The organism is Paenibacillus sp. P22, assembly GCF_000469945.2.
GTDB classification, from domain to species: domain Bacteria; phylum Bacillota; class Bacilli; order Paenibacillales; family Paenibacillaceae; genus Paenibacillus_O; species Paenibacillus_O humicus.
The window spans coordinates 35,704-54,855 of the sequence record NZ_CBRA020000033.1 but is presented as its reverse complement, the minus strand read 5'-3'; the positions used below and the strand labels follow the sequence as shown (position 1 = coordinate 54,855).

Sequence of the window (19,152 nt, the reverse complement as noted above, 5' to 3'; positions counted from 1 at the left end):
CTCCTTTGGTTTACTTGACGCCGATCACCAGGACGCCGGCCACGATAATGCCGCATCCGATCCATCTGTTCGGCGGAACGGCCTCCCCGAACAGCCGCCATGCCAGCAGGAGGCCGAGCACATAGGCCAGACTTTGCAGCGGATAAGCTGCGCTGAGGGGAAGCCTCGACAGCACGGCCAGCCACAGAACCGTGGCGATGCCGTAGAGGGCGATGCCCGCGAGGATAAGCGGAGACAACAGAACCTGAAGGAGATTGCCCGTTCCCAGCCCTCCGGCCCGATCCAGTCCGAGCTTCCAGATCGTCTGTCCCGCAACCAGACACAGGATGTTGAAGAGAAGCAGCAGGTAGGCCATCACGTCATCTCCTTTTGTGAAGGATGCTGCATAGCCCCTTCCAGCTCCTCCACCCGCCGCTCCAGCCGCCTGACCTGCTCCTGCCGGAGCGCGGCCGATTGGGTCAAGGTGATCGTTTTCTGGGTCAGGGCTGAGAGGGCCATCGTCATATGCAGAAGCAGGAACAGAACCCCCATGAGTCCGATGAAGTACAGCAAGGAAGGAGCGTACACGACATGAATCCGTTCCGCGAGGCCGTCGAGCAGTCCGGGAAACAGGGAGAGCGCCGTCATCCCCGTCCCCAGCAGCAGCCACAGCATGGCATACTGCTCCCGCAGCTTGCGCCTGCGGATGAGCAGCAGGATGGTGCATACAAAGCCTAGACTGACTGCAAAGCTGATCCAATAAAATTCAGTTCCCATATCCGATGCTCCAGTCGCGCTTCTTTTTCGTCTTGGTCATGAGCACGGCCAGGATGACCTTGGCCATGTAATAGGCCGACTTCATCGCCGATATGCTGGAGACGCCTCCCTGACGCTCCGACATGACGACCGGCACCTCGATGAAGGAGCCGCGGTGATTGTCCAGAAGCACAAGAGCCTCCACCTCCGGGTAGTCCACCGGATATTCCCGGGCGAATAAAGCAATGGCTCTGCGCCCGCAAAGACGGTACCCCGAGGTCGGATCGGTGATTCGCTGTCCCGTCAGAGCCGATGCCAGGCGGGCAAGCAGGGTGATGCCGAGCTTGCGGGCGAAGGTGGATTGGAAGCCTCTTCTCTCGATGAAACGGGAACCGACGACCATATCGGCTCCCCGCTCCTTCATCGCTTGCAGCAGAGCGGCCAGGTCGGCGGGGTTGTGCTGGCCATCGCCGTCGATTTGCGCCGCATAGGCATAACCGTTCTCCTCCGCGTAACGGTATCCCGACTGCACCGCCCCGCCGATGCCGAGGTTGCAGCCGAGATTCAGCACCGGCACGCCCTCCATCTCGGCTTGGCAGCCGGTGTCGTCCGCGGAGCCGTCGTTGACGACGACGATGTCGGCATAAGGGGCCAGCCGCCGGATGGACTCGATCGTGCCCCTGATCCCGGCAGCCTCGTTGTAGGCCGGGACGATGACCAGCACGTCCGCTTTCTTTTTGGACTCATGCGCCTGCCGTCTTTCCATCGTCAATCCCTCCTTTGCCATGCGGCTTGTTCATCCGATTGTCCTGCCAGCGGCGCAGGGCTTGGACGGCCATGACAGCCGCTGCGCTGTCGAACACGATAAAAAACGGCATCGCCGTAAAGTTGTACCGGTACTCCGGGACAAACAGCAGCCGGAGCGCCGACATCGCGGCGAGCAGGAGGGCAGGCAGCGCCGCGGGATGCCTCCAGCTGCGGCCGATCACCATCGCGGCGCCGGCCAGCACCCCGGCCCAGAGGATCGCCAGATGATAGACATACCGCATCGCAGCCGGCATGACGGGGTACAACGGAGTATGTCCGCTTCCATAGAACATCCGGCCGTAGGTGTACTTGAGCTTGCCGACGGTATACCACTTCACATAGGTCCATGCATGCTCCGTGAATCCGATGCGAAGCCGTTCCTTTGCTACCTCCATCTGCGTTTTGCCATGCCTGTCCACGAGTCCGTCCTCGTAGTTCTTGTCCGGATAGGTTCCGGCCGCGAACGGATTTACCTGGGTGGAGGCGACAACGAGCTCATGCAGCGCGACAGCATTGCGTACGACCCATGGAGCAAGCACGAGCGCCAGCCCGGCACCGCAGACGACGAATTGAAGCAGCGTCTGCTTCCACTTTCGGCTCCACAGCAGGAAGAGCAGGTGGACAAGGACGAACAGCGGCAAAAACTCCGGCCGAGTCAATACGGCGAGTCCAAGCGAAGCCCCGGCCAGCAGCATCGGCAGCTTCCGCTGTGTCCGGTAAGCGAGAAGCTGGACATAGACGTAAAGCACCAACAGAAAAGCGGCCAGCGTCTCCGTCAGGATGCCTCCCGTCGTCCAAATGAAGGCGGGGTACACGGCGCCCAGGAAGGCGGCCAGCAAGCCGGCCCATCTTCCTGCCAGCATCAAGCCGAGCCGGTACATAAGCACGAGCATCGCCGTGCTCAGCAGCGCTTGAATGCAGCGGATCCACGGATAAGGATCGTGAACGCGGTAGTCCACCGCCTTGTATACAGCCGCCATGAAGAGCGGATATCCCGGAGTAACCTGAGCATTGGACTCCCCGCTCTTGTAGGCGTAGATTCCCTTTTCCAGCAGCTGCCTGACCATGATGTCATAGTTGACCGTGTCGTGGCTGACCTTGTGGCTGACCGACAGCACGAAGTCCATTCGCAGGAAAGCCCCCAGGCCGACGACGGCCAGAAGCAGAAGGAGAACGATCTTTGGGCTGCTCTTCTTTTGATCCCGTTCAAAGGCGACGACTTTCATTTGATTCTGCTTCCCCTTTCCCTGGCTCGGCACTTGACCGAGCGACACTCTCGCGGTCGTTTCACCCATTATCGCTGGAAAGGCTTAATAATCTGTTGACCAGGTTTTTAACATTTTCTTAGAAATTTCGACGAGTTCCCTTAATGGAATCCGGGAAATAAAAAAACACTTTCCCTAGCGGGCGGAGAATCCGGTCGGATCCAGCCGCTGCTCGAAAAAGTGCTCGATATTGATTTCCTTCCCTTATCTGTGCCCGATTATTCCGAAATCTGTGCCCGATTACTCCGGATTGCTCCAGGTTGCTCTGGATTACTCCAGCTTGAACCCGCGTCCCAGCACCTCCGCCGTATGGCTGATGATGACAAAGGCTTCGGGATCGACCGTCTGCACGAGCCGCTTCAGCTCGGAAACCTCGTTCTGGCTGACGACGACCATCAGCACCGTGCGCGCATCCCCCGTGTAGCCACCATGCGCGTCCAGGCGCGTCAGCCCGCGGTCGAGATCATGCAGCACGGCGTCCGCCAGCTCTTCCGCGCGGGAACTGATGATGAACGCGACCTTGGATAGGGCGAGTCCCGTCTGCACGATGTCGATCGTCTTCGTCGTCACGAACAAGCCGATCAGCGCGTACAGCGCATTCTCCGGCGAGAGGAACAATCCCGCTGCAGCGATGACAAGGCCGTCCAGGCAAGCGACGGACAAGCCGAGCGTCAGCCCCGAGTACCGGTGCAGGATTTGAGCCGCGAGATCCGTGCCGCCCGTAGAGCCGCGTCCTTTGAACACCAGTCCGAGTCCAAGTCCGACGCCGATTCCTCCATAGATCGATCCCAGCAGCGGATTGTTCGTCGGAGCGCCCCAGTGCGCCGTCAGCAGAACGAATAGAGGCATGATTGCCGAGCCGAACAAAGTCTGCAGGGCGAAGCGGCGGCCCAGCAGCAGCAGTCCCGCGAAAAACAGCGGTATATTGAGCGCCCACTGCGTATATGCGGGCGTGATGCCGTATAAATGCTGGATAATGACCGATATCCCGGATACGCCTCCGGAAGCGACCCCGTTGGGGAGCAGGAAGCAGTTGAAGCTGATGGCGATGATAAACGCTCCTGCGAGCAGCAGCAGCGTATTTGTGACGGGATGATTGATGAGCGGTTTCGTCATGCGGCGGGTCTTGCGGCTCTTGCCGCGTTCCGCGCTTATCTGCTTTTCCCTCGATGACCCTTCGTTCCTGTTGCTCACGAGTTTTCCCCTCTCTAACTCCGCTGGCCGCGTGGAGAGTCCGGCTTCCCAGAAGCCGATTTCCCCTGCTCTGCCGCGGTAACGCAGAGCATGATTTCATTCCGCGCGAAAAAGAGTTCCACACTGTATCCAGTGTTGGAACTCTTCCGTGCTTCTATTCGCTGCGTGCCGAAGCGCCGTGCCTCGCTTGCCCTCAGGCTTCCGGCTGATGCCTGATCTGGTGGCGCAAATAGCCGTTGATGAAAGCATCGAGATCGCCGTCCATGACGGCGCCGACGTTGCCCGTCTCCACCGAGGTGCGATGGTCCTTGACCATGCTGTACGGATGGAAGACATAAGAGCGGATCTGGCTGCCCCAGGCGATATCCGACTGCTCCCCGCGAATCTCGGCCAAATGCTTCTGCTGCTCCTCGATCTTGCGCTCGTAGAGCTTGGAGCGGAGCATCTTCATCGCCTGCTCGCGGTTCTGGATCTGGGAGCGCTGCGTCTGGCAAGCCACGACGATCCCGCTCGGAAGGTGGGTGATCCGGATCGCGGATTCCGTCTTGTTGACGTGCTGGCCGCCGGCGCCGCTGGAGCGGTACGTGTCGACCTTGAGGTCTTCCGGACGGATCTCGATCTCGATATCATCCTCGATCTCCGGCATGACGTCGCAGGAGACGAAGGAGGTATGACGGCGGCCAGATGCGTCGAACGGGGAAATCCGCACGAGCCGGTGCACGCCTTTCTCCGCCTTCAGGTATCCGTACGCATTGTGGCCCTTGATGGAAATCGTGACGCTCTTGATGCCGGCTTCGTCGCCGGGCAAGTAATCCAGCAGCTCCACCTTGTAGCCGTGCTTCTCGGCCCAGCGCGTGTACATGCGGTACAGCATCTGGCCCCAGTCCTGGGACTCCGTGCCGCCGGCCCCCGGATGCAGCTCCAGAATCGCATCGAGCCTGTCATACGGCTGGTTGAGCAGCAGCTGCAGCTCGAAGTCGGCGATCTTGCCCATCAGGTCGGCCACGCCATCCGTCAGCTCGGCATCGAGAGATTCATCCTCTTCCTCGCCGGCCAGCTCCAGCAGCGTTTCCAGATCCTCCTGCTGGGAAGCGAGCCTGTCGTACAGCTCTACGACGGACTTGACCGCATTCATTTCGGCGATGACCTTCTGCGCCTTTTCGTTGTCGTCCCAGAAATCGGGAGCGGTCATCTTCTCTTCATAGTTGGCTATGATCTCTTGTTTGAGATCTAAGTCAAAGAGACCCCCTGAGAGCTTGGAGCCGCTTTGCCGCCTCGCGCAGGTCTTGCTTAACCGTTACGTCGATCATGACAATGCTTCACCTCAAATTTTCGTCTATTCATGACAGGAGCCGGGAGCGGGCGCGTACGACGCGTCTCTCCCGGCCTCTCATGCTGTTGGACTGCTGCCCGCCAGGCACAGTCATCCTGCCTTGCGGTTCACAGCCATCATGCGTTCCAGTCAGCCTGGACGCGCTGCCGACTCGGCTGTTTGCCGAGGCAGAGCCTGAACAGCTGCGGAGTTCCTTGCTTGCCGTGGCAGCGCCTGAGCAGCTGCACGCAGAGCCTGGGCAGTTGCGGAGTTCCTTACTTGCCGTGGCAGAGCTTGTATTTCTTGCCGCTGCCGCATGGGCAAGGATCGTTGCGGCCGATGCGCTCCTCGCGCTTGGCCGGACGCTGCTCGCGGCCTTCGCTGCTGCCGCCCATTTCCACGACCTGGCCCTTGACGACTTCCTGGCGCTCCAGGTTCTGCTCGACCTGGGCCTTCATGATGTATTTCGTAACTTCTTCCTGGATGGTGTCGATCATTTCCTTGAACATCTCGAAGCCTTCGAACTGGTACTCGCGAAGCGGGTCCGTGCCGCCGTAAGCGCGAAGATGGATGCCCTGGCGCAGCTGGTCCATGGCGTCGATATGATCCATCCACTTGCTGTCCACGGCGCGCAGCACGATGACCTTCTCGAATTCGCGCATCGTCTCGCTGCCCATGGCTTCCTCGCGCTCGTCGTAGAGCGCCGTCAGCTTGCCGAACAGGAATTCGGAAATCTCCTCCGGCTCCTTGCCCCACAGATCTTCCTTCGTGACGGCTCCCTCGTTGAGGAAGGTCGCTTCGGCATAATCCACGATGGCTTGAAGATCCCAGTTCTCCGGAACCTCTTCCTTCGGACAGTGGGCTTCGACGATGCGGTCGATGACCGGCTTGACCATATCCATGACGATATCGCGGATGTTGTCCGAGAACAGCACCTCGCGGCGCTGCTTGTAGATGATTTCGCGCTGCTGGTTCATGACGTCGTCATACTGCAGGACGACTTTGCGTGTGTCGAAGTTGTTGCCCTCGACGCGCTTCTGGGCGGATTCGATCGCCTTCGTGATGAGGCGGCTTTCGATCGGCTGGTCTTCCTCGAAGCCGAGACGCTCCATCATGCCCATGATATTCTCCGAGCCGAAGCGGCGCATCAGATCGTCTTCGAGCGACAGATAGAAGCTCGAGGAGCCCGGATCGCCTTGACGTCCCGCGCGTCCGCGCAGCTGATTGTCGATGCGGCGGCTCTCATGGCGCTCCGTGCCGATGATATGAAGGCCGCCGATGTCATGCACCGTATCGCCGAGCAGGATGTCCGTGCCGCGGCCGGCCATGTTCGTCGCGATCGTGACGGAGCCTGCTTGTCCGGCGCGGGAGATGATCTCCGCTTCCTCGGCGTGGTACTTGGCGTTGAGGACCTTATGCGTGATGCCGCGCTTCTTGAGCATTTCCGACAGCTTCTCGGAGTTCTCGATCGATACCGTGCCGACGAGCACCGGCTGGTTCTTGCCGTGCCGCTCCACGATCTCCTCTACGACCGCCTTGAACTTGCCCATCTCGGTCTTGTAGACCACGTCCGGGCTGTCTTGACGGATCATCGTACGGTTCGTCGGTACCTGCAGCACCTCGAGGCCGTAGATCTTCTTGAACTCCTCCTCCTCCGTCTTGGCCGTACCGGTCATGCCGGCCAGCTTGCGGTACATCCGGAAGTAGTTCTGGAACGTGATCGTCGCGAGCGTCATGCTCTCGTTCTGGACCTTGAGGTTTTCCTTCGCCTCGATGGCCTGGTGGAGTCCGTCGCTGTAGCGGCGTCCGGACATGATCCGGCCCGTGAACTCGTCGACGATGAGCACTTCTTCCTCTTGCACGACATAGTCTACGTCGCGCTTCATAATCGCATGAGCCTTGAGCGCCTGCTGGATATGATGGTTGAGCGTAACGTTCGCATGGTCGAACAGGTTCTCGACGCCGAACGCCTTCTCCGCCTTCTCCACGCCGGCTTCCGTCAGCATGACGGAACGCAGCTTGATGTCGACGGTGTAGTCTTCTTCATGCTTCAGGCGGCTGACGAACTTGTCCGCCGAATGGTACAGCTCCGTCGACTTGGCCGCTTGTCCCGAAATGATGAGCGGCGTACGGGCCTCATCGATGAGAATGGAGTCCACTTCGTCGATGATGGCGAAGTAGAGCGGCTTCTGAACCATTTGTTCTTTATAAAGGACCATGTTGTCGCGGAGATAGTCGAAGCCGAATTCGTTGTTCGTTCCGTATGTGATGTCGCAGGCATAGGCTTCCTGCTTCTCCTCATGGGAAAGGGAATGCAGGTTGCAGCCGACCGTCATGCCGAGAAACTCGTACAGCGGACGCATGATCTCGCTGTCGCGGGAGGCCAGATAATCATTGACGGTGACGACATGCACGCCTTTGCCGAGAAGGGCGTTCAAATAAACAGGCAATGTTCCGACCAGCGTTTTGCCCTCGCCTGTTTTCATCTCCGCGATCTTGCCTTCATGCAGCGCCATGCCGCCGATCAGCTGCACATCGAAATGCCGCATGCCGAGAACGCGCTTGCCCGCTTCGCGGACCGTCGCGTAAGCTTCCGGCAGCAGGTCGTCGAGCTCCTCGCCGTTCTCGAGGCGGTCGCGGAATTCCTGAGTCTTGGCCCGCAGCTGCTCGTCCGTCAATGCCGCAAACTCCGGCTCGATTCCATTTATCGCTTCGACCGTTCGCAAGAGCCGTTTTACTTCCCGCTCATTCGCGTCGCCGAAAATCTTCTTCACCAGTCCGAGCATGGTTTTCCCCTTTCGTAAACCCACTTTGCCTTAATTTTAACAGTTAGCCGACCCTGTAGCAATGAGAGGCAAATCATTTCCAATAAGTAATAGGGCTTCTTCTTCAATTAAGCGATAAAAAGCTTGTGTACTAAAACAACTGACATCGTTGCTGCGCAAAATAATCCGCAACCTATATACGCGCTTACCCGTCCTACAGTTGCCAGGCAACGGCTGGAATGGACGCAGAAAGCCCTCTCCGGCAAAGGAAAGGGCGTGGTTTGAATCGTTATTGGATGCTTCAACGGCCGGCTTCGAGCTGTCGGGTCAGCCCTGCTCGATCAGACCGTACTTGCCGTCATTGCGGCGGTAGACCACGTTCACTTCCTTGGTCTCGATGTTGGAGAAGACATAAAAGCTGTGTCCGACCATATCCATCTGGAGTATGGCTTCCTCCACATCCATCGGCTTCAGTTGGAATTTCTTCATTCGTACAACTTCAAGGTCGTCTTCAGGATCATGCAGCTGAACAGAGCTCACATCGTCCTCGCGGAACAGCGTCTTGATGCTTTCATTCTGCCGGAATTTGCGGTTGACCTTCGTTTTGTATTTCCGGATCTGGCGCTCCAGCTTGTCGACGACCGTATCCACCGAGGCGTACATGTCGGGGCTTTTCTCTTCGGCCCGGAGAATGACTCCCGTCATCGGAATCGTCACCTCGACGCCGTGGCGTCCCTTGTGGACAGCCATCGTCACATTGGAGTCTGTGTTGAGGGGGGCATCAAAATACTTTTCCAGTCGGTTCAACTTCTTCTCGACGTAATCGCGCATGGCGTCCGTCACCTGAATGTTTTGACCTCGAATGTTGTAGTTCATTGAGCACTCCTCCTTTTGCATGGTCCCATTATAACATGGGTTGCGCTTTCAAATCAAAAGACTTATTGACCAATTGTGAATATTCTGAATACTATATTTTTTATTGTTTTTCCGCGATTCTGATTCAAGGAATCATGGTTATTGCGATTAAATACCGATGAAAAAAATCTCCATCAGCCTTTCGTCCCTCCCTCTTTGAATTCGGCTATAGTGTCTTACTAACCGCTTTTATACGAAAAAAAATCATGAATCGCCGAAAAAGAAAGCACAAAAAAAAGAGGCCCTGCAATTGCAGAGCCCCGTACAGGCACTTGTCATTCTCGTCAATCATCTATGCATGGCCGATCGGCCGGATGATTACAGTTTGACTACGTTGGCAGCTTGTGGACCGCGAGCGCCTTCTACGATGTCGAACTCGACGGATTGGCCTTCTTCCAGGGTTTTGAAGCCCTCGGATTGGATTGCGGAGAAATGAACAAATACGTCGCCGCCTTGCTCAGTCTCGATGAATCCGTAGCCTTTTTCTGCATTGAACCATTTCACTTTACCTTGCATTCAGAACATTCCCTTCATCTTCAAATGCTGTGAGACGCCTTGTATGCATGGCCCACATTTTGACTATAGCACCGGATTAAAACAGTTGTCAATATGGGATGGAAGCGGATTCACGGGGGCTGCAGCAGGCTTTTCCGTCCGGCAGGGACGAATACTACCGAATCGGCTTTTATTCTGTCGAACTTTGCTGAAATGCAGGGAAAGATATTTACAAATTCACCGATTGCCGAGCAATTGCCTTTATTTTTTTCGGCATACTGCTATGTTGTACATGGCTTGCCCATCCTTGATCTCTCCATAGGATGCGATCTGTCCCGGACGCCATGCCTTATAGCTGACGGGCTTGCGATTCGGATCCAATTCTCTGGCTTGCCTCATCACCTTGGAGTAGTTGCCATCGTAATCATGGATAATCGTCTGCCCAAAGAGCTCGACCAGATCGAATTGCTTCAGCAGCTCCCCGAAAAACTCGCCGGAGCTGTACTCGTACTCATGGTAATGATTAAGCGGCTTCTCGTCGAAATAGCTGCCCGGGTTCGTAACCGATCGGTTCGGAGTCGAGACGATGAACAGTCCTTGATCCTTCAAGACCCGTGCCGCCTCCTTGATCCACACCGATCCGTGTCGGATATGCTCAATTGTTTCAAAGGAAACAACGACATCAAACTGTTCGTCTTCAACATCCAGATTGTTCACATCCCCTGCTCGGAAGGCGATATTCTCCCTCCCGTAGTCATGGGCAGCTTTTTGCACACTTACCTCGGATATGTCCATCCCGACCACCGCCGAAGCTCCCGCTTGCTGAAGCATCAAGGATCCATACCCTGCCCCGCACGCCGCATCCAATACCACTTTGCCTTCTGCGTAACGGCATGCCAGTTCATAACGCGCTACATGCTCCTGCAGCACATCGCTGAACTGCTCCTTGACGGCCTTGTTGATGACGAGGCGCTCACCCGTAAACTGGACATCATTCTGTTCTTGGGAGAGGATGCTAGGCTTCTGCCGGTTAATGCGGCTTTCCAAACGTACAATGGTTTCGTTGATCTCATCTGTTTTTTCCTGAAGATCCGATAGAAAAGACAGCGCTACCTCGTATTCTCCAACCTGTTCCAAAACCAGGGAGCTATTCATGAGGAGGTTTATGTCCCCAGGATAAAGCTTGATTCCTTCAGTCAGCAAGGAGAGAGTAAGTTCCAGGTCATTTGCTTCATAACATTGGACCACGGCTGCATTCAAATAATCCTGTCCGGATTCATTCCTTTTGAGGGCTTTTATGAATTCATTCAAACTTACTCGTCCCGATCGCAACGCTTCGATATCCGCTAGAATGAGTTCCATGCCAGCGGCACTTTCTTTATCAAAGTCCCCCATAGAAGTGTTCCTGGTGGCCAAATCACTTTGAAGGGCTTCAATCCAGCCTTGAATCTTCTCACTCGGCTCCGGAATCATTTCCAGATAATCCAAAGCCAACTCAGGCTGGTTCAGGAGATAAAATACAAGCCCCAGATTATTAAGTGTGGTCGGATGGGCCGGATCCAGTTCATAGGCACGGCTGAGAAGAGGGACAGCAGCCTGCTCATATCCATTTTCGATAAATGATAGTCCAATCATATTGAGTACCATTACGCATTCATCACTGTTTTCTTCCACGAATTCAACCAAAGATGCGGGATCGTGTTCTGCAGCAATCATGGCGTAATGGGAGGAGTCTTCGGAACCTTGGAGGATTTGTCTGATGCTGATCCGCCTTAAATCTTCTTTCCAGGCAGAAAGCAAAAATCTGCTGACTTGAAAGTCAGTAGGATGATTGCCTGTTAGAGCAGATAACACCTGAATGAACTGGTCATCATTCGATGGGATTGGAACGGCCATTTTGCTCAAGCGAATCGACTTCAGTCCCGCTTCTTCAAACAGCTTTACAGCTTCAGCAAACTTGAATGTAGAGGCTTTGACCCCTTCATTGGGGTCAAGCAAACCCCGAATAGTTTGGTAATGAAGTGCATTGGCGAATCGGCCGATGATTTGTCCGCTTGTATTCAAAACCCGCAAAGCCTGCTTCAGCACTTCCGGTGCTTCCTGCTGATGGAGATCATGGTGAAGAATGACGACATCGAAATAATCATCCGGGTATTGTGCCAAGGCTGTCACTGGATCTTCCATAAGTACTCTATCGAATCGGGACAAATTCTGTTCCGCAGACGGATCCGCTTCGATTCCGTGCAACTCTGCGTGTTTATAGATGTTTTTCAGTTGAAGGAGCGTTCCCCCGGCTTTGCAATTTATATCAAGGACACGCAATCGCTCCTTTTTAGAAAACCTAATTTCATTAACGGCCTCAAAATCGATGCCATAGGAGGTGTCGACATCATGGCCCCACTTTTTCTGAAATGCCTTGCGATTTCGATTCATCAGCTCGATATAAGCGGGACTATTTTCTTTCCAAGATACACTTCCATAATGATGAACAAAAGTATCCCTGCAGAGCATAAGTCGATAACCGGCTAGCCGAATTCGGTAGGAATAATCATTATCCTCGTAATTTCCAGGTGTAAAGATTTCATCCAGGAATCCGACTTCATCCAGGATCTCTCTCTTGAACAGATAGCAATATCCGATCAGCATCAGCCTTTCGTCCCACATCTCCGGATTGCTGACATTCATACGCTGAGCGAATAGCTGCATTTGCTCTATCGTTTCGTACTCAACCGGGATGGATTGATAATAGGAGCAGTTGTTTGTCACACAGCCGACAGCACCAATGGAATTATCGCTGTACAGGCATGTCAGCATATTAGAGAGCCAATTCGTGGTGACGACAACATCGTTGTTCAGCAGAAGAATCTGCTCCCCTGCAGACATTGAAATCCCTTGATTGCAGCCTTTAGGGAATCCGACGTTCTCTTCATTGAGCAGCAGTCGAATGTCTTCCTGTTCCGCCAACCATTCTCTGCTCCCATCCGTGGAGCCATTGTCCACAATGATTAATTCATAAGTATTTGGTTCGGTATAGCTACGAATGCTTTCAATGCATTGTTTTGTGTATTCCAATTGATTAAATGTCAACATGACTATACTAGTTTTCCCAACCATTTGAAATCCCCCTATTAACCACAACATTGATAGTTATATATCGACGGGGGTTGCTTCCGTCTCCTCCCTTTCTGCCGAAGCCGCCTCGCTTTCAGGGGAATAGCGCCTACAATCCGCGTATATCTCATTTTTTGCAGCCTGTCGATGGCATCCGGAGAAGCCTTCAATCGAACAAGAGTGGAAGGCAGCCCTTCAAGGAAGCGGCTCACTGAAGTCCGCCACCACGCCGCCAGGCTGAATGAGGCAGGACGCTCAAAGGGCTCTCCCGTCAAGCGGATATCCGACAGCTTGGACGTCCGAAAGCTTTTAACGGCATCTCCCTCGCTGGCCGCCAAATACCAGGCGCTCCCCTTCATGACGAGACCGAGCGGCATCAGGCAGCGCGGGGAGGCAGCCTGAGGGGCGTTCCGCGATTCATAATAAGCTTCGATCCGCTGTTCGGTCAGGACGGCTTCGAACAAGAGGGCGAGCTTCGGCTGCGGCTCCCGGCATTCATGCCAGCCTTCCGCATCGACATGAAGCTTGGAGGACAGGCTCGCGGCGACGGCAGGCTTGCCCGGCATCCCCGCCGCCCGCAGCTTGAGAAGCGCCGAGTCGAGCGCATCCGCCAGACCGAGGTCGCGGGCCGCCCGGCTGCCCGCCGACAGGAGGAGAGCTTTCCATTCCTCTCCGGTCATGCCGGTGGCATCCGTTCGGTACCCCTCCATCAGCCTCCAGCCGCCGGCGCTTCCCCGTTCGGATACGACTGGAATCCCCGCCGAGCCCAAGGCATCCATATCCCTTTGAATCGTTCTTTCGGACACCTCCAGCCTTCGGGCAAGCTCCCGCTGCGACAGCTTTCCTTCGGCCTGGAGCGTCAGCAGGATGGCAAGCAGCCGGTCTCCGCGCATGGAACAGACCTCCTACAATGGATGGTTCATCCTACAAGACAGAGGATGTCGTGTATGGCACTATATGATTATACCTGAACTTAGTGCCGCTGAGCGGCCCCTATTGAAAAGGAGAGATGGTTCATGACGCAGAACAAGCCGTTGAAGGACAAGATTGCCCTCGTAGCCGGAGGAACGAGGGGAGCCGGCCGCGGAATCGCGATGGCGCTCGGAGAAGCCGGTGCGACGGTATACGTGACAGGGCGGACGACGCGAATGTCCTCTTCCCCCATCGGACGCAAGGAGACGATCGAGGAAACCGCTGAAAGGGTTGAAAGCCGCGGCGGTATCGGGATTGCTGTCCGAGTCGACCATTCGGTGCCGGAGGAAGTGGAGGCGCTGATGAAGCGGATCGAAATGGCCCATGGACGTCTGGATATCCTCGTGAACGATATTTGGGGAGGAGAAAGGCTGACTCATTGGGGCAAGCCTTTCTGGGCGTCACCGCTGAAGGATGGGCTGGCGATGCAGCACGGAGTGCTCGACACCCATTACATGACGGCACATTACGCGATGCCTCTGCTCATCCGCAGCGAGTCCGGCCTCCTTGCGGAAATAACCGACGGCGTCGACTACAAGTATCGGGGCAATCTGCCCTATAGCTTGTCCAAGATATGGGGAATCCATATGGCTGCAGGGCTGTCCGAGGAGCTGAAGCCATATGGAATTTGCGCGGTTTCGTTGACCCCGGGATTTTTGCGCTCGGAGGAGATGCTGGCCCATTTCGGCGTGACGGAAGCGAACTGGAGAGACGCCGGCGAGAAGGATCCTAATTTTCTTCAATCGGAGACCCCGCTTTATGTAGGCAGGGCGCTGGCCTGTCTGGCGGCCGACCCCGGGAAGGGAAGCTTGTCCGGAAGGCATCTTAGCTCATGGGAGCTGTCGGAACGTTACGGATTTGTGGATGAGGACGGAACGCAGCCTCATTGGGGCCGGCACGAGCAAAAGCTGCTGAGTCAGCCGTAAAGGCAAAAAAAAAAGGAGCCGCGAAGGCTCTTTTTTTGCGCTATTGCCGGAAGGGGGAGCGATTTAACCCCGGGAAGGAGTTCAGCGTGAAGGATGAACGGACGGAATTGGTTTGGCCAGCGATTTCAAATCCGCCAGCTTGTAGCCCATGTACACGGCGAAGGTCGCCAGGCAGAGGCCTCCGAGCATATCGGTCAGCCAGTGGATGCCCATATAGAAGATGGTGAAAATAATGATTGCCGCCGTCACGCCGGTCAGCCAGGCCCAGCGCTTGATGCCGGAACGGGCTCCCAGCAAGGCAAGCGTCACGGAGATGGAAGTATGAAGGCTCGGGAAACAGTTGTCCAGGCCGGACAAGCCGCGGTATACCGTTTCAAAAGCCGGAAAAGCCTCCAGCATATAAAAATGAACGTTTGGATTATAGGCCCAAACTTCCTTGACGGGCATGAACAAATAAAAAGGAATCGCAATCAGGTAGTTGAGCATGATGGCGTAGCAGGTCGCGGAGAATTGCCGTCCGGTCTTGTCGCGGTACATGTAGACAGCGAGCGATGCGACCAGCAGCGACTGGAAGACGACAACGTAGAAAAAGGCCAGCACCGGCGTCAGCCATGCGGCATGGAACAGCTGCTGGAATCCTTCCACGAAGCCGCCTTCGAGCCGCTGGACAAATGGGGTGAAGTCGGTCTGATGCTTCATCTTGCTTTCGATGATCAGCTCGAGCTTGTTCATGAAGAGGATGGCGAGCAGCGAGCCGAACAGCAGCAAGTATCTGGGATTGACGGCTAGATTGCGGGCAAAGACGCCTGCGGCGCGCAGCGGATTGCGGCCGGTTCCGAAACTGATCAATACGGCGGACGTCAGCACCGTGTACAGCGTAATTTGATTCATGGATGTCAAGATTGCCACTATGGTTCCCCCTAAGCTTGCCCCTGATACACCGGAAGATGACAGTTCCAGATGTTTACCAGTTCGATTACCGAGAACAAGTATAGCATACCCGAGACAAGTTTACACAGGGGGTCATTTCCGCAGATTGACGCCGATCATGCCCCCGAATGCGCCTGCGAGAGCGACGATGAGGAAAAGGATGCCGGTTTTGGACGACATGCCTGCATCGGCTGCCAGAAAGCCGATCACGAGCACCAGAAGGCCGTAAACGAGACCGAGCAGGCCGCCATGGTACCAGCCTTTGGCTCCGCTGCGCTTGCCGGACGTGAAGCCTCCGCACAGGGAAGCGGTGCCGTGAATGCCAAGCGCCCAGGCCGGAAGCGAATCCTCGCTGAGATTTCCCGCGTACAGCATGAGCGACAGAAGCAGGGCTCCCAGAGCGAGCCATAAGCCGGAGTAAGCCAGCCCTCCTAGCATGGGGGAGCCGATACGCACTTTTTGCACATTTTTAATGGGGTTCATGCGGGAATCACCCTCCAGTGATGGTATGGTATTTAGTTCACCATATGGTCAAGCCGCCGGAATTAGTACAGCCCTGCCGATGGGAAGGACAAATCCTCGTTTCGCCTTTATTGCCAACATTTCATTGCGTCATGCTGTGCATGGCTGCGGACAGGGGGGGCGACAATACCATCTGACGCTTGATGATTGGGCCAAGGGGGGCGAAAGCATGGAATATGGGTCGCTGCTGCTGCGGACCGTCCTGATTTATTTTGTCGTGTTCCTGATCATGAGATTGATGGGAAAGCGGGAAATCGGCAAAATGAGCGTGTTCGACCTCGTCATCTCGTTCATGATTGCCGAAATTGCGGTTCTTGTCATCGAGGATACGAAACGGCCGGTTATCGAGGGCATCGTTCCGATGGCCGTGCTGATGATCATTCAGGTGCTGATCGCTTATATCGGCCTGAAAAACCGCAAGCTCCGGCTGCTGTTCGACGGCAAGCCCAGCGTCATTATCGCGGACGGCAAGCTCAATCAGAAGGAAATGAAGAAACAGCGCTACAACCTGGACGATCTCATGCTTCAGCTGAGGGAAAACCAGGTTGCGAGGGTGGCGGACGTGGAATTCGCGATTCTCGAGACGAGCGGCAAGCTGTCCGTCATCCCGAAGGAAAGCCAGTCCCCGTCTTCCGGCCAGAGCCAGCAAGGACAACAAGGCCAGCAGAACCAGCAAAGCGGGCAGCAGCAAAGCGGGCAGCAGCAAAGTCAACAGGGAAGCTCTTCCGGCGGAGAACAAAAACAGGGAAAGCATGGAAAGCAAGACAAGCAAGACAAGCAAGACAAGCAAGACAAGAACAATGAGCAGCAGGATTCATCGTCAAGCGACATAACGTTTCCTTCGGCTTATCGATTCGAAACGCTGCCGGTTCCGCTCATCATGGATGGCAGAGTCATGGATCATAATCTGGAGAAGCTGGAAAAAAACCGTCTCTGGCTGAAGCAGCAGCTTCGCAAAAGAGGGCTTACGGAGTGGAATCAGGTGTTCTTCTGCACGATCGACCACAAAGGCGAGCTGTTCGTCGATGAGAACCGCCGAAAAAAATAAAAAGCGGGCAGCTGCGATGCAGCTGCCTTTTCGCTTTGTCTCCATACATGCCGGCTTCACCCGAACCAGCGCCCGATGCCCGGTATTCGGGACAAGTCATGTCTGTCGACAATTCCCATGGCTCCCATCAAAAATAAATAAACCGCGGCGCCGGCTGCGCAAGAAACGATCAGATTGAGCCATTCGGCTGGCAGCGGCCCTCTGCTCATCAGCCACCTGCAGCAGGCTCCCATGATGATCATGGCGCTTCCGACCTTGATGAAGTCGGGCAGCTTCATGCGGTACCCGGCGCAGCGCATGACGCTGATGCCGTGGAGGGCAGTGACGAGGATGATGTTGACGACGATCGCGATGACAGCGCCATAGATTCCGAGCTCGGGACGAGATGCGAGCTCGACGATCAGATACAGCTTCACGCAAGCGCCTACGGTCGTATTGAACAGAGCCGTTCCGGGTTTGTCTAGCGCCTGCAGGGCTGCCTGGAGCGGTCCTTGCAAGTAGATGAAGATGCCGGCGGGAGCGAGCAGGGCAAGCAGCGGGGCGATTTCCCCGTGGTTGTACATCAGCCGGCACAGCGGCTCCGCGAGCAGTCCCATGACGACGACAAAGGGGGCGCCGCTGACGAGAGCGAGGCGGAGGGACTGATGGAGACGCTTGTGGATCGAGGCCATGTCTCCTCTGGCCGCTGCGGCCGACAGGGATGGAATCAGAGACACGGACAGGGAGTAGGTCAGAGCCGTCGGCAGCAGCAGCAGCGGAATGATCATCCCTTGAAGGGCGCCGTATTGCGCGGTGGCGGCACCGGTCGCGATGCCTGCGGCGGCGAGGCTGCGGGCGGTCAGAATCGATTCCAGCAGATAGGACAGGGAGCCGACCAGCCGGCTGCCGGTAACCGGGATGGAAAGGCGCAGCAGCTTTTTCAGCACGGGAACGCGGTCTTCGTTCTTGAAGTCTTGAGAAAAAGGTGGAGCGCCGGCAGGGGGGGCGGGAACTGCCGCAGCGGACTTTCCCTTGTCTCTGGCTGCATGCCAGAACAAGATCAGCAAGCCGGCGATCTCCCCGATGACGGTTCCCATCATCGCGCCTGCGGCTGCCCACTCGAGTCCGTACGGGAGCAGAAGGAAAGCCAGCAGCAATTGCCCGGCGATCCGCAGCACCGTCTCCACGACCTGGGACTGGGCGGTCGGGATCATGTTCTGCTTGCCTTGGAAATAGCCTCTGTATACGGACGATACCCCGATGATGAGAAGCATCGGCGCCATCATGACGAACGGCCGGTACACGCGGCTGTCGGTCAGGACGCGGGTCGTGATCCATTCGGCGCCGAGCAGCATCAGAGCCGTCATCGCGAGGGCAAGGACGATCGTCAGCAGCATGGCGGTGCGGAAAATCTGCTTGACGCGGTGGCCCTCCCCCTTGGAGTCGGCTTCCGCGATCCATTTGGCGACGGCCAGCGGGATGCCGCCTGTAATGAGAGTCAGCAGCACGCCGAGGAACGGGTAGCTGAGCTGGTAGATGCCGACCCCTTCGGCTCCGATGACGCGGGGAAGGGCGATGCGGGGGACGAAACCGAGAATCCGGTTGATGACGCCCGCCGCAAGCAGGATCATGGCTCCCTTGATAAAGGTTTGCTTGGTTGGTTTGTTCGGCTTCGTCATAGATTCCTTCCTCTTCCCTAACGGTGTTCATTGTGCCGGCCCGGCAGCGGGCGGGCACGTCCGTACAGCATGTTTATGCGGCATCCGGCACCCGGCATGTCTATGTTTTTTGGGAAGAAGCCGGATCGAGGCAGGAAAGCGGGCCTCTGCGTCGAATGAAATCAGTTCGACGGCTTGAGGCGGATAGTCAACAGGGGAGGCGAGTGGCCGCATGACGGAAAAGGAAATGAGCGAGGAGATCTTCGCCCTGTGCGAGAGCAAGGCGGAGGAGTTCCGCTGGATCGGTTACGAGCAGGTGACGGGGACCGATGTATGGGAATGCGTTCAAGCCCGGTATATCAAGTCGGGAGAGCCGCTGCTGCACAAGCTCGTAAATGACATCTTGTCCCTTAAGGCGACCCAGCTCATGAACCATCTGACGATGAGCGCGTGGAAAGAACCCTGATTTTGACAAGGGTTTCTTTTTTTTGACTCAAATTTCCGTCATCGTTATAATA

General features: G+C 56.1%; 17 protein-coding genes. 3 read left to right on the top strand and 14 right to left on the bottom strand.

Translation table 11 applies throughout. The features are described from left to right. Positions 1 to 10 precede the first annotated feature (10 nt). The 11 genes from BN871_RS07275 to BN871_RS07225 all read right to left on the bottom strand — a co-directional run bounded on the left by BN871_RS07275 (position 11) and on the right by BN871_RS07225 (position 13,492). Positions 11 to 355 carry an EamA family transporter gene (locus BN871_RS07275; protein WP_048745183.1) on the bottom strand — a complete coding sequence of 115 codons (345 nt, stop codon included), beginning with the start codon at positions 353 to 355 and terminating at the stop codon, positions 11 to 13. Then, a complete protein-coding gene (locus BN871_RS07270; RefSeq protein ID WP_048745182.1) occupies positions 355 to 756 on the bottom strand; it encodes a DUF2304 domain-containing protein in 402 nt (133 codons plus the stop codon). The genes BN871_RS07275 and BN871_RS07270 overlap by 1 nt, the downstream gene beginning before the upstream one ends. Next, complete coding sequence (locus tag BN871_RS07265; protein ID WP_048745181.1) at positions 746 to 1,501, bottom strand: glycosyltransferase family 2 protein; 756 nt, start codon at positions 1,499 to 1,501, stop codon at positions 746 to 748. Before BN871_RS07265 ends, BN871_RS07270 begins: the two co-directional genes overlap by 11 nt. Continuing rightward, on the bottom strand, positions 1,479 to 2,768 hold the full coding sequence (locus BN871_RS07260; RefSeq protein ID WP_048745180.1) for a glycosyltransferase family 39 protein: 1,290 nt from the start codon (positions 2,766 to 2,768) through the stop codon (positions 1,479 to 1,481). The genes BN871_RS07265 and BN871_RS07260 overlap by 23 nt, the downstream gene beginning before the upstream one ends. Positions 2,769 to 3,077: 309 nt before the next feature. Next, the gene (locus tag BN871_RS07255; protein WP_048745198.1) at positions 3,078 to 3,923 is read right to left on the bottom strand and encodes a YitT family protein; all 846 of its coding nucleotides are present in this window, start codon (positions 3,921 to 3,923) and stop codon (positions 3,078 to 3,080) included. A 271-nt stretch (positions 3,924 to 4,194) separates the two neighbouring features. Then, positions 4,195 to 5,311, bottom strand: a protein-coding gene (gene prfB / locus BN871_RS07250; RefSeq protein WP_198158021.1) for a peptide chain release factor 2 whose coding sequence is annotated in 2 segments (ribosomal slippage) — positions 4,195 to 5,238 and positions 5,240 to 5,311 — 1,116 coding nt in all. Because the reading frame shifts where the segments join, the coding sequence is not laid out codon by codon here. A 277-nt stretch (positions 5,312 to 5,588) separates the two neighbouring features. Beyond that, positions 5,589 to 8,099, bottom strand: coding sequence for a preprotein translocase subunit SecA (gene secA, locus BN871_RS07245; protein ID WP_048745178.1), 2,511 nt, complete (start codon positions 8,097 to 8,099; stop codon positions 5,589 to 5,591). A gap of 306 nt (positions 8,100 to 8,405) precedes the next feature. Next, positions 8,406 to 8,954: a ribosome hibernation-promoting factor, HPF/YfiA family gene (gene hpf, locus BN871_RS07240; RefSeq protein ID WP_048745177.1), complete on the bottom strand. Its 549-nt coding sequence runs from the start codon at positions 8,952 to 8,954 to the stop codon at positions 8,406 to 8,408. A 357-nt stretch (positions 8,955 to 9,311) separates the two neighbouring features. Then, a complete protein-coding gene (locus tag BN871_RS07235) occupies positions 9,312 to 9,509 on the bottom strand; it encodes a cold-shock protein (RefSeq protein ID WP_028599014.1) in 198 nt (65 codons plus the stop codon). Positions 9,510 to 9,749: 240 nt separating this feature from the next. Further along, complete coding sequence (locus BN871_RS07230; protein WP_048745176.1) at positions 9,750 to 12,602, bottom strand: methyltransferase domain-containing protein; 2,853 nt, start codon at positions 12,600 to 12,602, stop codon at positions 9,750 to 9,752. A gap of 14 nt (positions 12,603 to 12,616) precedes the next feature. Beyond that, positions 12,617 to 13,492, bottom strand: coding sequence for a YafY family protein (locus BN871_RS07225; RefSeq protein WP_048745175.1), 876 nt, complete (start codon positions 13,490 to 13,492; stop codon positions 12,617 to 12,619). A 123-nt stretch (positions 13,493 to 13,615) separates the two neighbouring features. On the opposite strand from BN871_RS07225, the gene BN871_RS07220 reads away from it, so the two are divergent. Continuing rightward, on the top strand, positions 13,616 to 14,497 hold the full coding sequence (locus tag BN871_RS07220) for an SDR family oxidoreductase (protein WP_048745174.1): 882 nt from the start codon (positions 13,616 to 13,618) through the stop codon (positions 14,495 to 14,497). An 81-nt stretch (positions 14,498 to 14,578) separates the two neighbouring features. Here the strand turns inward: BN871_RS07220 and BN871_RS07215 are convergent, their stop codons facing one another. Together BN871_RS07215 and BN871_RS07210 are read right to left on the bottom strand one after the other, a co-directional pair. Further along, positions 14,579 to 15,406, bottom strand: coding sequence for a phosphatase PAP2 family protein (locus BN871_RS07215; RefSeq protein ID WP_048745173.1), 828 nt, complete (start codon positions 15,404 to 15,406; stop codon positions 14,579 to 14,581). Positions 15,407 to 15,520: 114 nt separating this feature from the next. Continuing rightward, the gene (locus tag BN871_RS07210; protein WP_048745172.1) at positions 15,521 to 15,910 is read right to left on the bottom strand and encodes a TIGR04086 family membrane protein; all 390 of its coding nucleotides are present in this window, start codon (positions 15,908 to 15,910) and stop codon (positions 15,521 to 15,523) included. A gap of 208 nt (positions 15,911 to 16,118) precedes the next feature. On the opposite strand from BN871_RS07210, the gene BN871_RS07205 reads away from it, so the two are divergent. Beyond that, entirely contained in the window at positions 16,119 to 16,997 is an 879-nt protein-coding gene (locus BN871_RS07205) for a DUF421 domain-containing protein (RefSeq protein ID WP_048745171.1), read from the top strand. A 56-nt stretch (positions 16,998 to 17,053) separates the two neighbouring features. On the opposite strand, the gene spoVB is transcribed toward BN871_RS07205, so the two are convergent. Beyond that, positions 17,054 to 18,655, bottom strand: a complete 1,602-nt coding sequence (gene spoVB, locus BN871_RS07200; protein WP_021879612.1) for a stage V sporulation protein B — start codon at positions 18,653 to 18,655, stop codon at positions 17,054 to 17,056. 211 nt (positions 18,656 to 18,866) lie between these two features. Between spoVB and BN871_RS07195 the strand changes: the two genes are divergently transcribed. Beyond that, on the top strand, positions 18,867 to 19,100 hold the full coding sequence (locus BN871_RS07195; protein ID WP_021879611.1) for a post-transcriptional regulator: 234 nt from the start codon (positions 18,867 to 18,869) through the stop codon (positions 19,098 to 19,100). Positions 19,101 to 19,152 lie beyond the last annotated feature (52 nt).

Bases quoted from the DNA above. Each gene is read 5' to 3' on its own strand.
- BN871_RS07275 (WP_048745183.1), bottom strand. From the start codon at position 355: ATGGCCTACCTGCTGCTTCTCTTCAACATCCTGTGTCTGGTTGCGGGA.
- BN871_RS07270 (WP_048745182.1), bottom strand. From the start codon at position 756: ATGGGAACTGAATTTTATTGGATCAGCTTTGCAGTCAGTCTAGGCTTT.
- BN871_RS07265 (WP_048745181.1), bottom strand. From the start codon at position 1,501: ATGGAAAGACGGCAGGCGCATGAGTCCAAAAAGAAAGCGGACGTGCTG.
- BN871_RS07260 (WP_048745180.1), bottom strand. From the start codon at position 2,768: ATGAAAGTCGTCGCCTTTGAACGGGATCAAAAGAAGAGCAGCCCAAAG.
- BN871_RS07255 (WP_048745198.1), bottom strand. From the start codon at position 3,923: ATGACGAAACCGCTCATCAATCATCCCGTCACAAATACGCTGCTGCTG.
- secA (WP_048745178.1), bottom strand. From the start codon at position 8,099: ATGCTCGGACTGGTGAAGAAGATTTTCGGCGACGCGAATGAGCGGGAA.
- hpf (WP_048745177.1), bottom strand. From the start codon at position 8,954: ATGAACTACAACATTCGAGGTCAAAACATTCAGGTGACGGACGCCATG.
- BN871_RS07235 (WP_028599014.1), bottom strand. From the start codon at position 9,509: ATGCAAGGTAAAGTGAAATGGTTCAATGCAGAAAAAGGCTACGGATTC.
- BN871_RS07230 (WP_048745176.1), bottom strand. From the start codon at position 12,602: ATGGTTGGGAAAACTAGTATAGTCATGTTGACATTTAATCAATTGGAA.
- BN871_RS07225 (WP_048745175.1), bottom strand. From the start codon at position 13,492: ATGCGCGGAGACCGGCTGCTTGCCATCCTGCTGACGCTCCAGGCCGAA.
- BN871_RS07220 (WP_048745174.1), top strand. From the start codon at position 13,616: ATGACGCAGAACAAGCCGTTGAAGGACAAGATTGCCCTCGTAGCCGGA.
- BN871_RS07210 (WP_048745172.1), bottom strand. From the start codon at position 15,910: ATGAACCCCATTAAAAATGTGCAAAAAGTGCGTATCGGCTCCCCCATG.
- BN871_RS07205 (WP_048745171.1), top strand. From the start codon at position 16,119: ATGGAATATGGGTCGCTGCTGCTGCGGACCGTCCTGATTTATTTTGTC.
- spoVB (WP_021879612.1), bottom strand. From the start codon at position 18,655: ATGACGAAGCCGAACAAACCAACCAAGCAAACCTTTATCAAGGGAGCC.
- BN871_RS07195 (WP_021879611.1), top strand. From the start codon at position 18,867: ATGACGGAAAAGGAAATGAGCGAGGAGATCTTCGCCCTGTGCGAGAGC.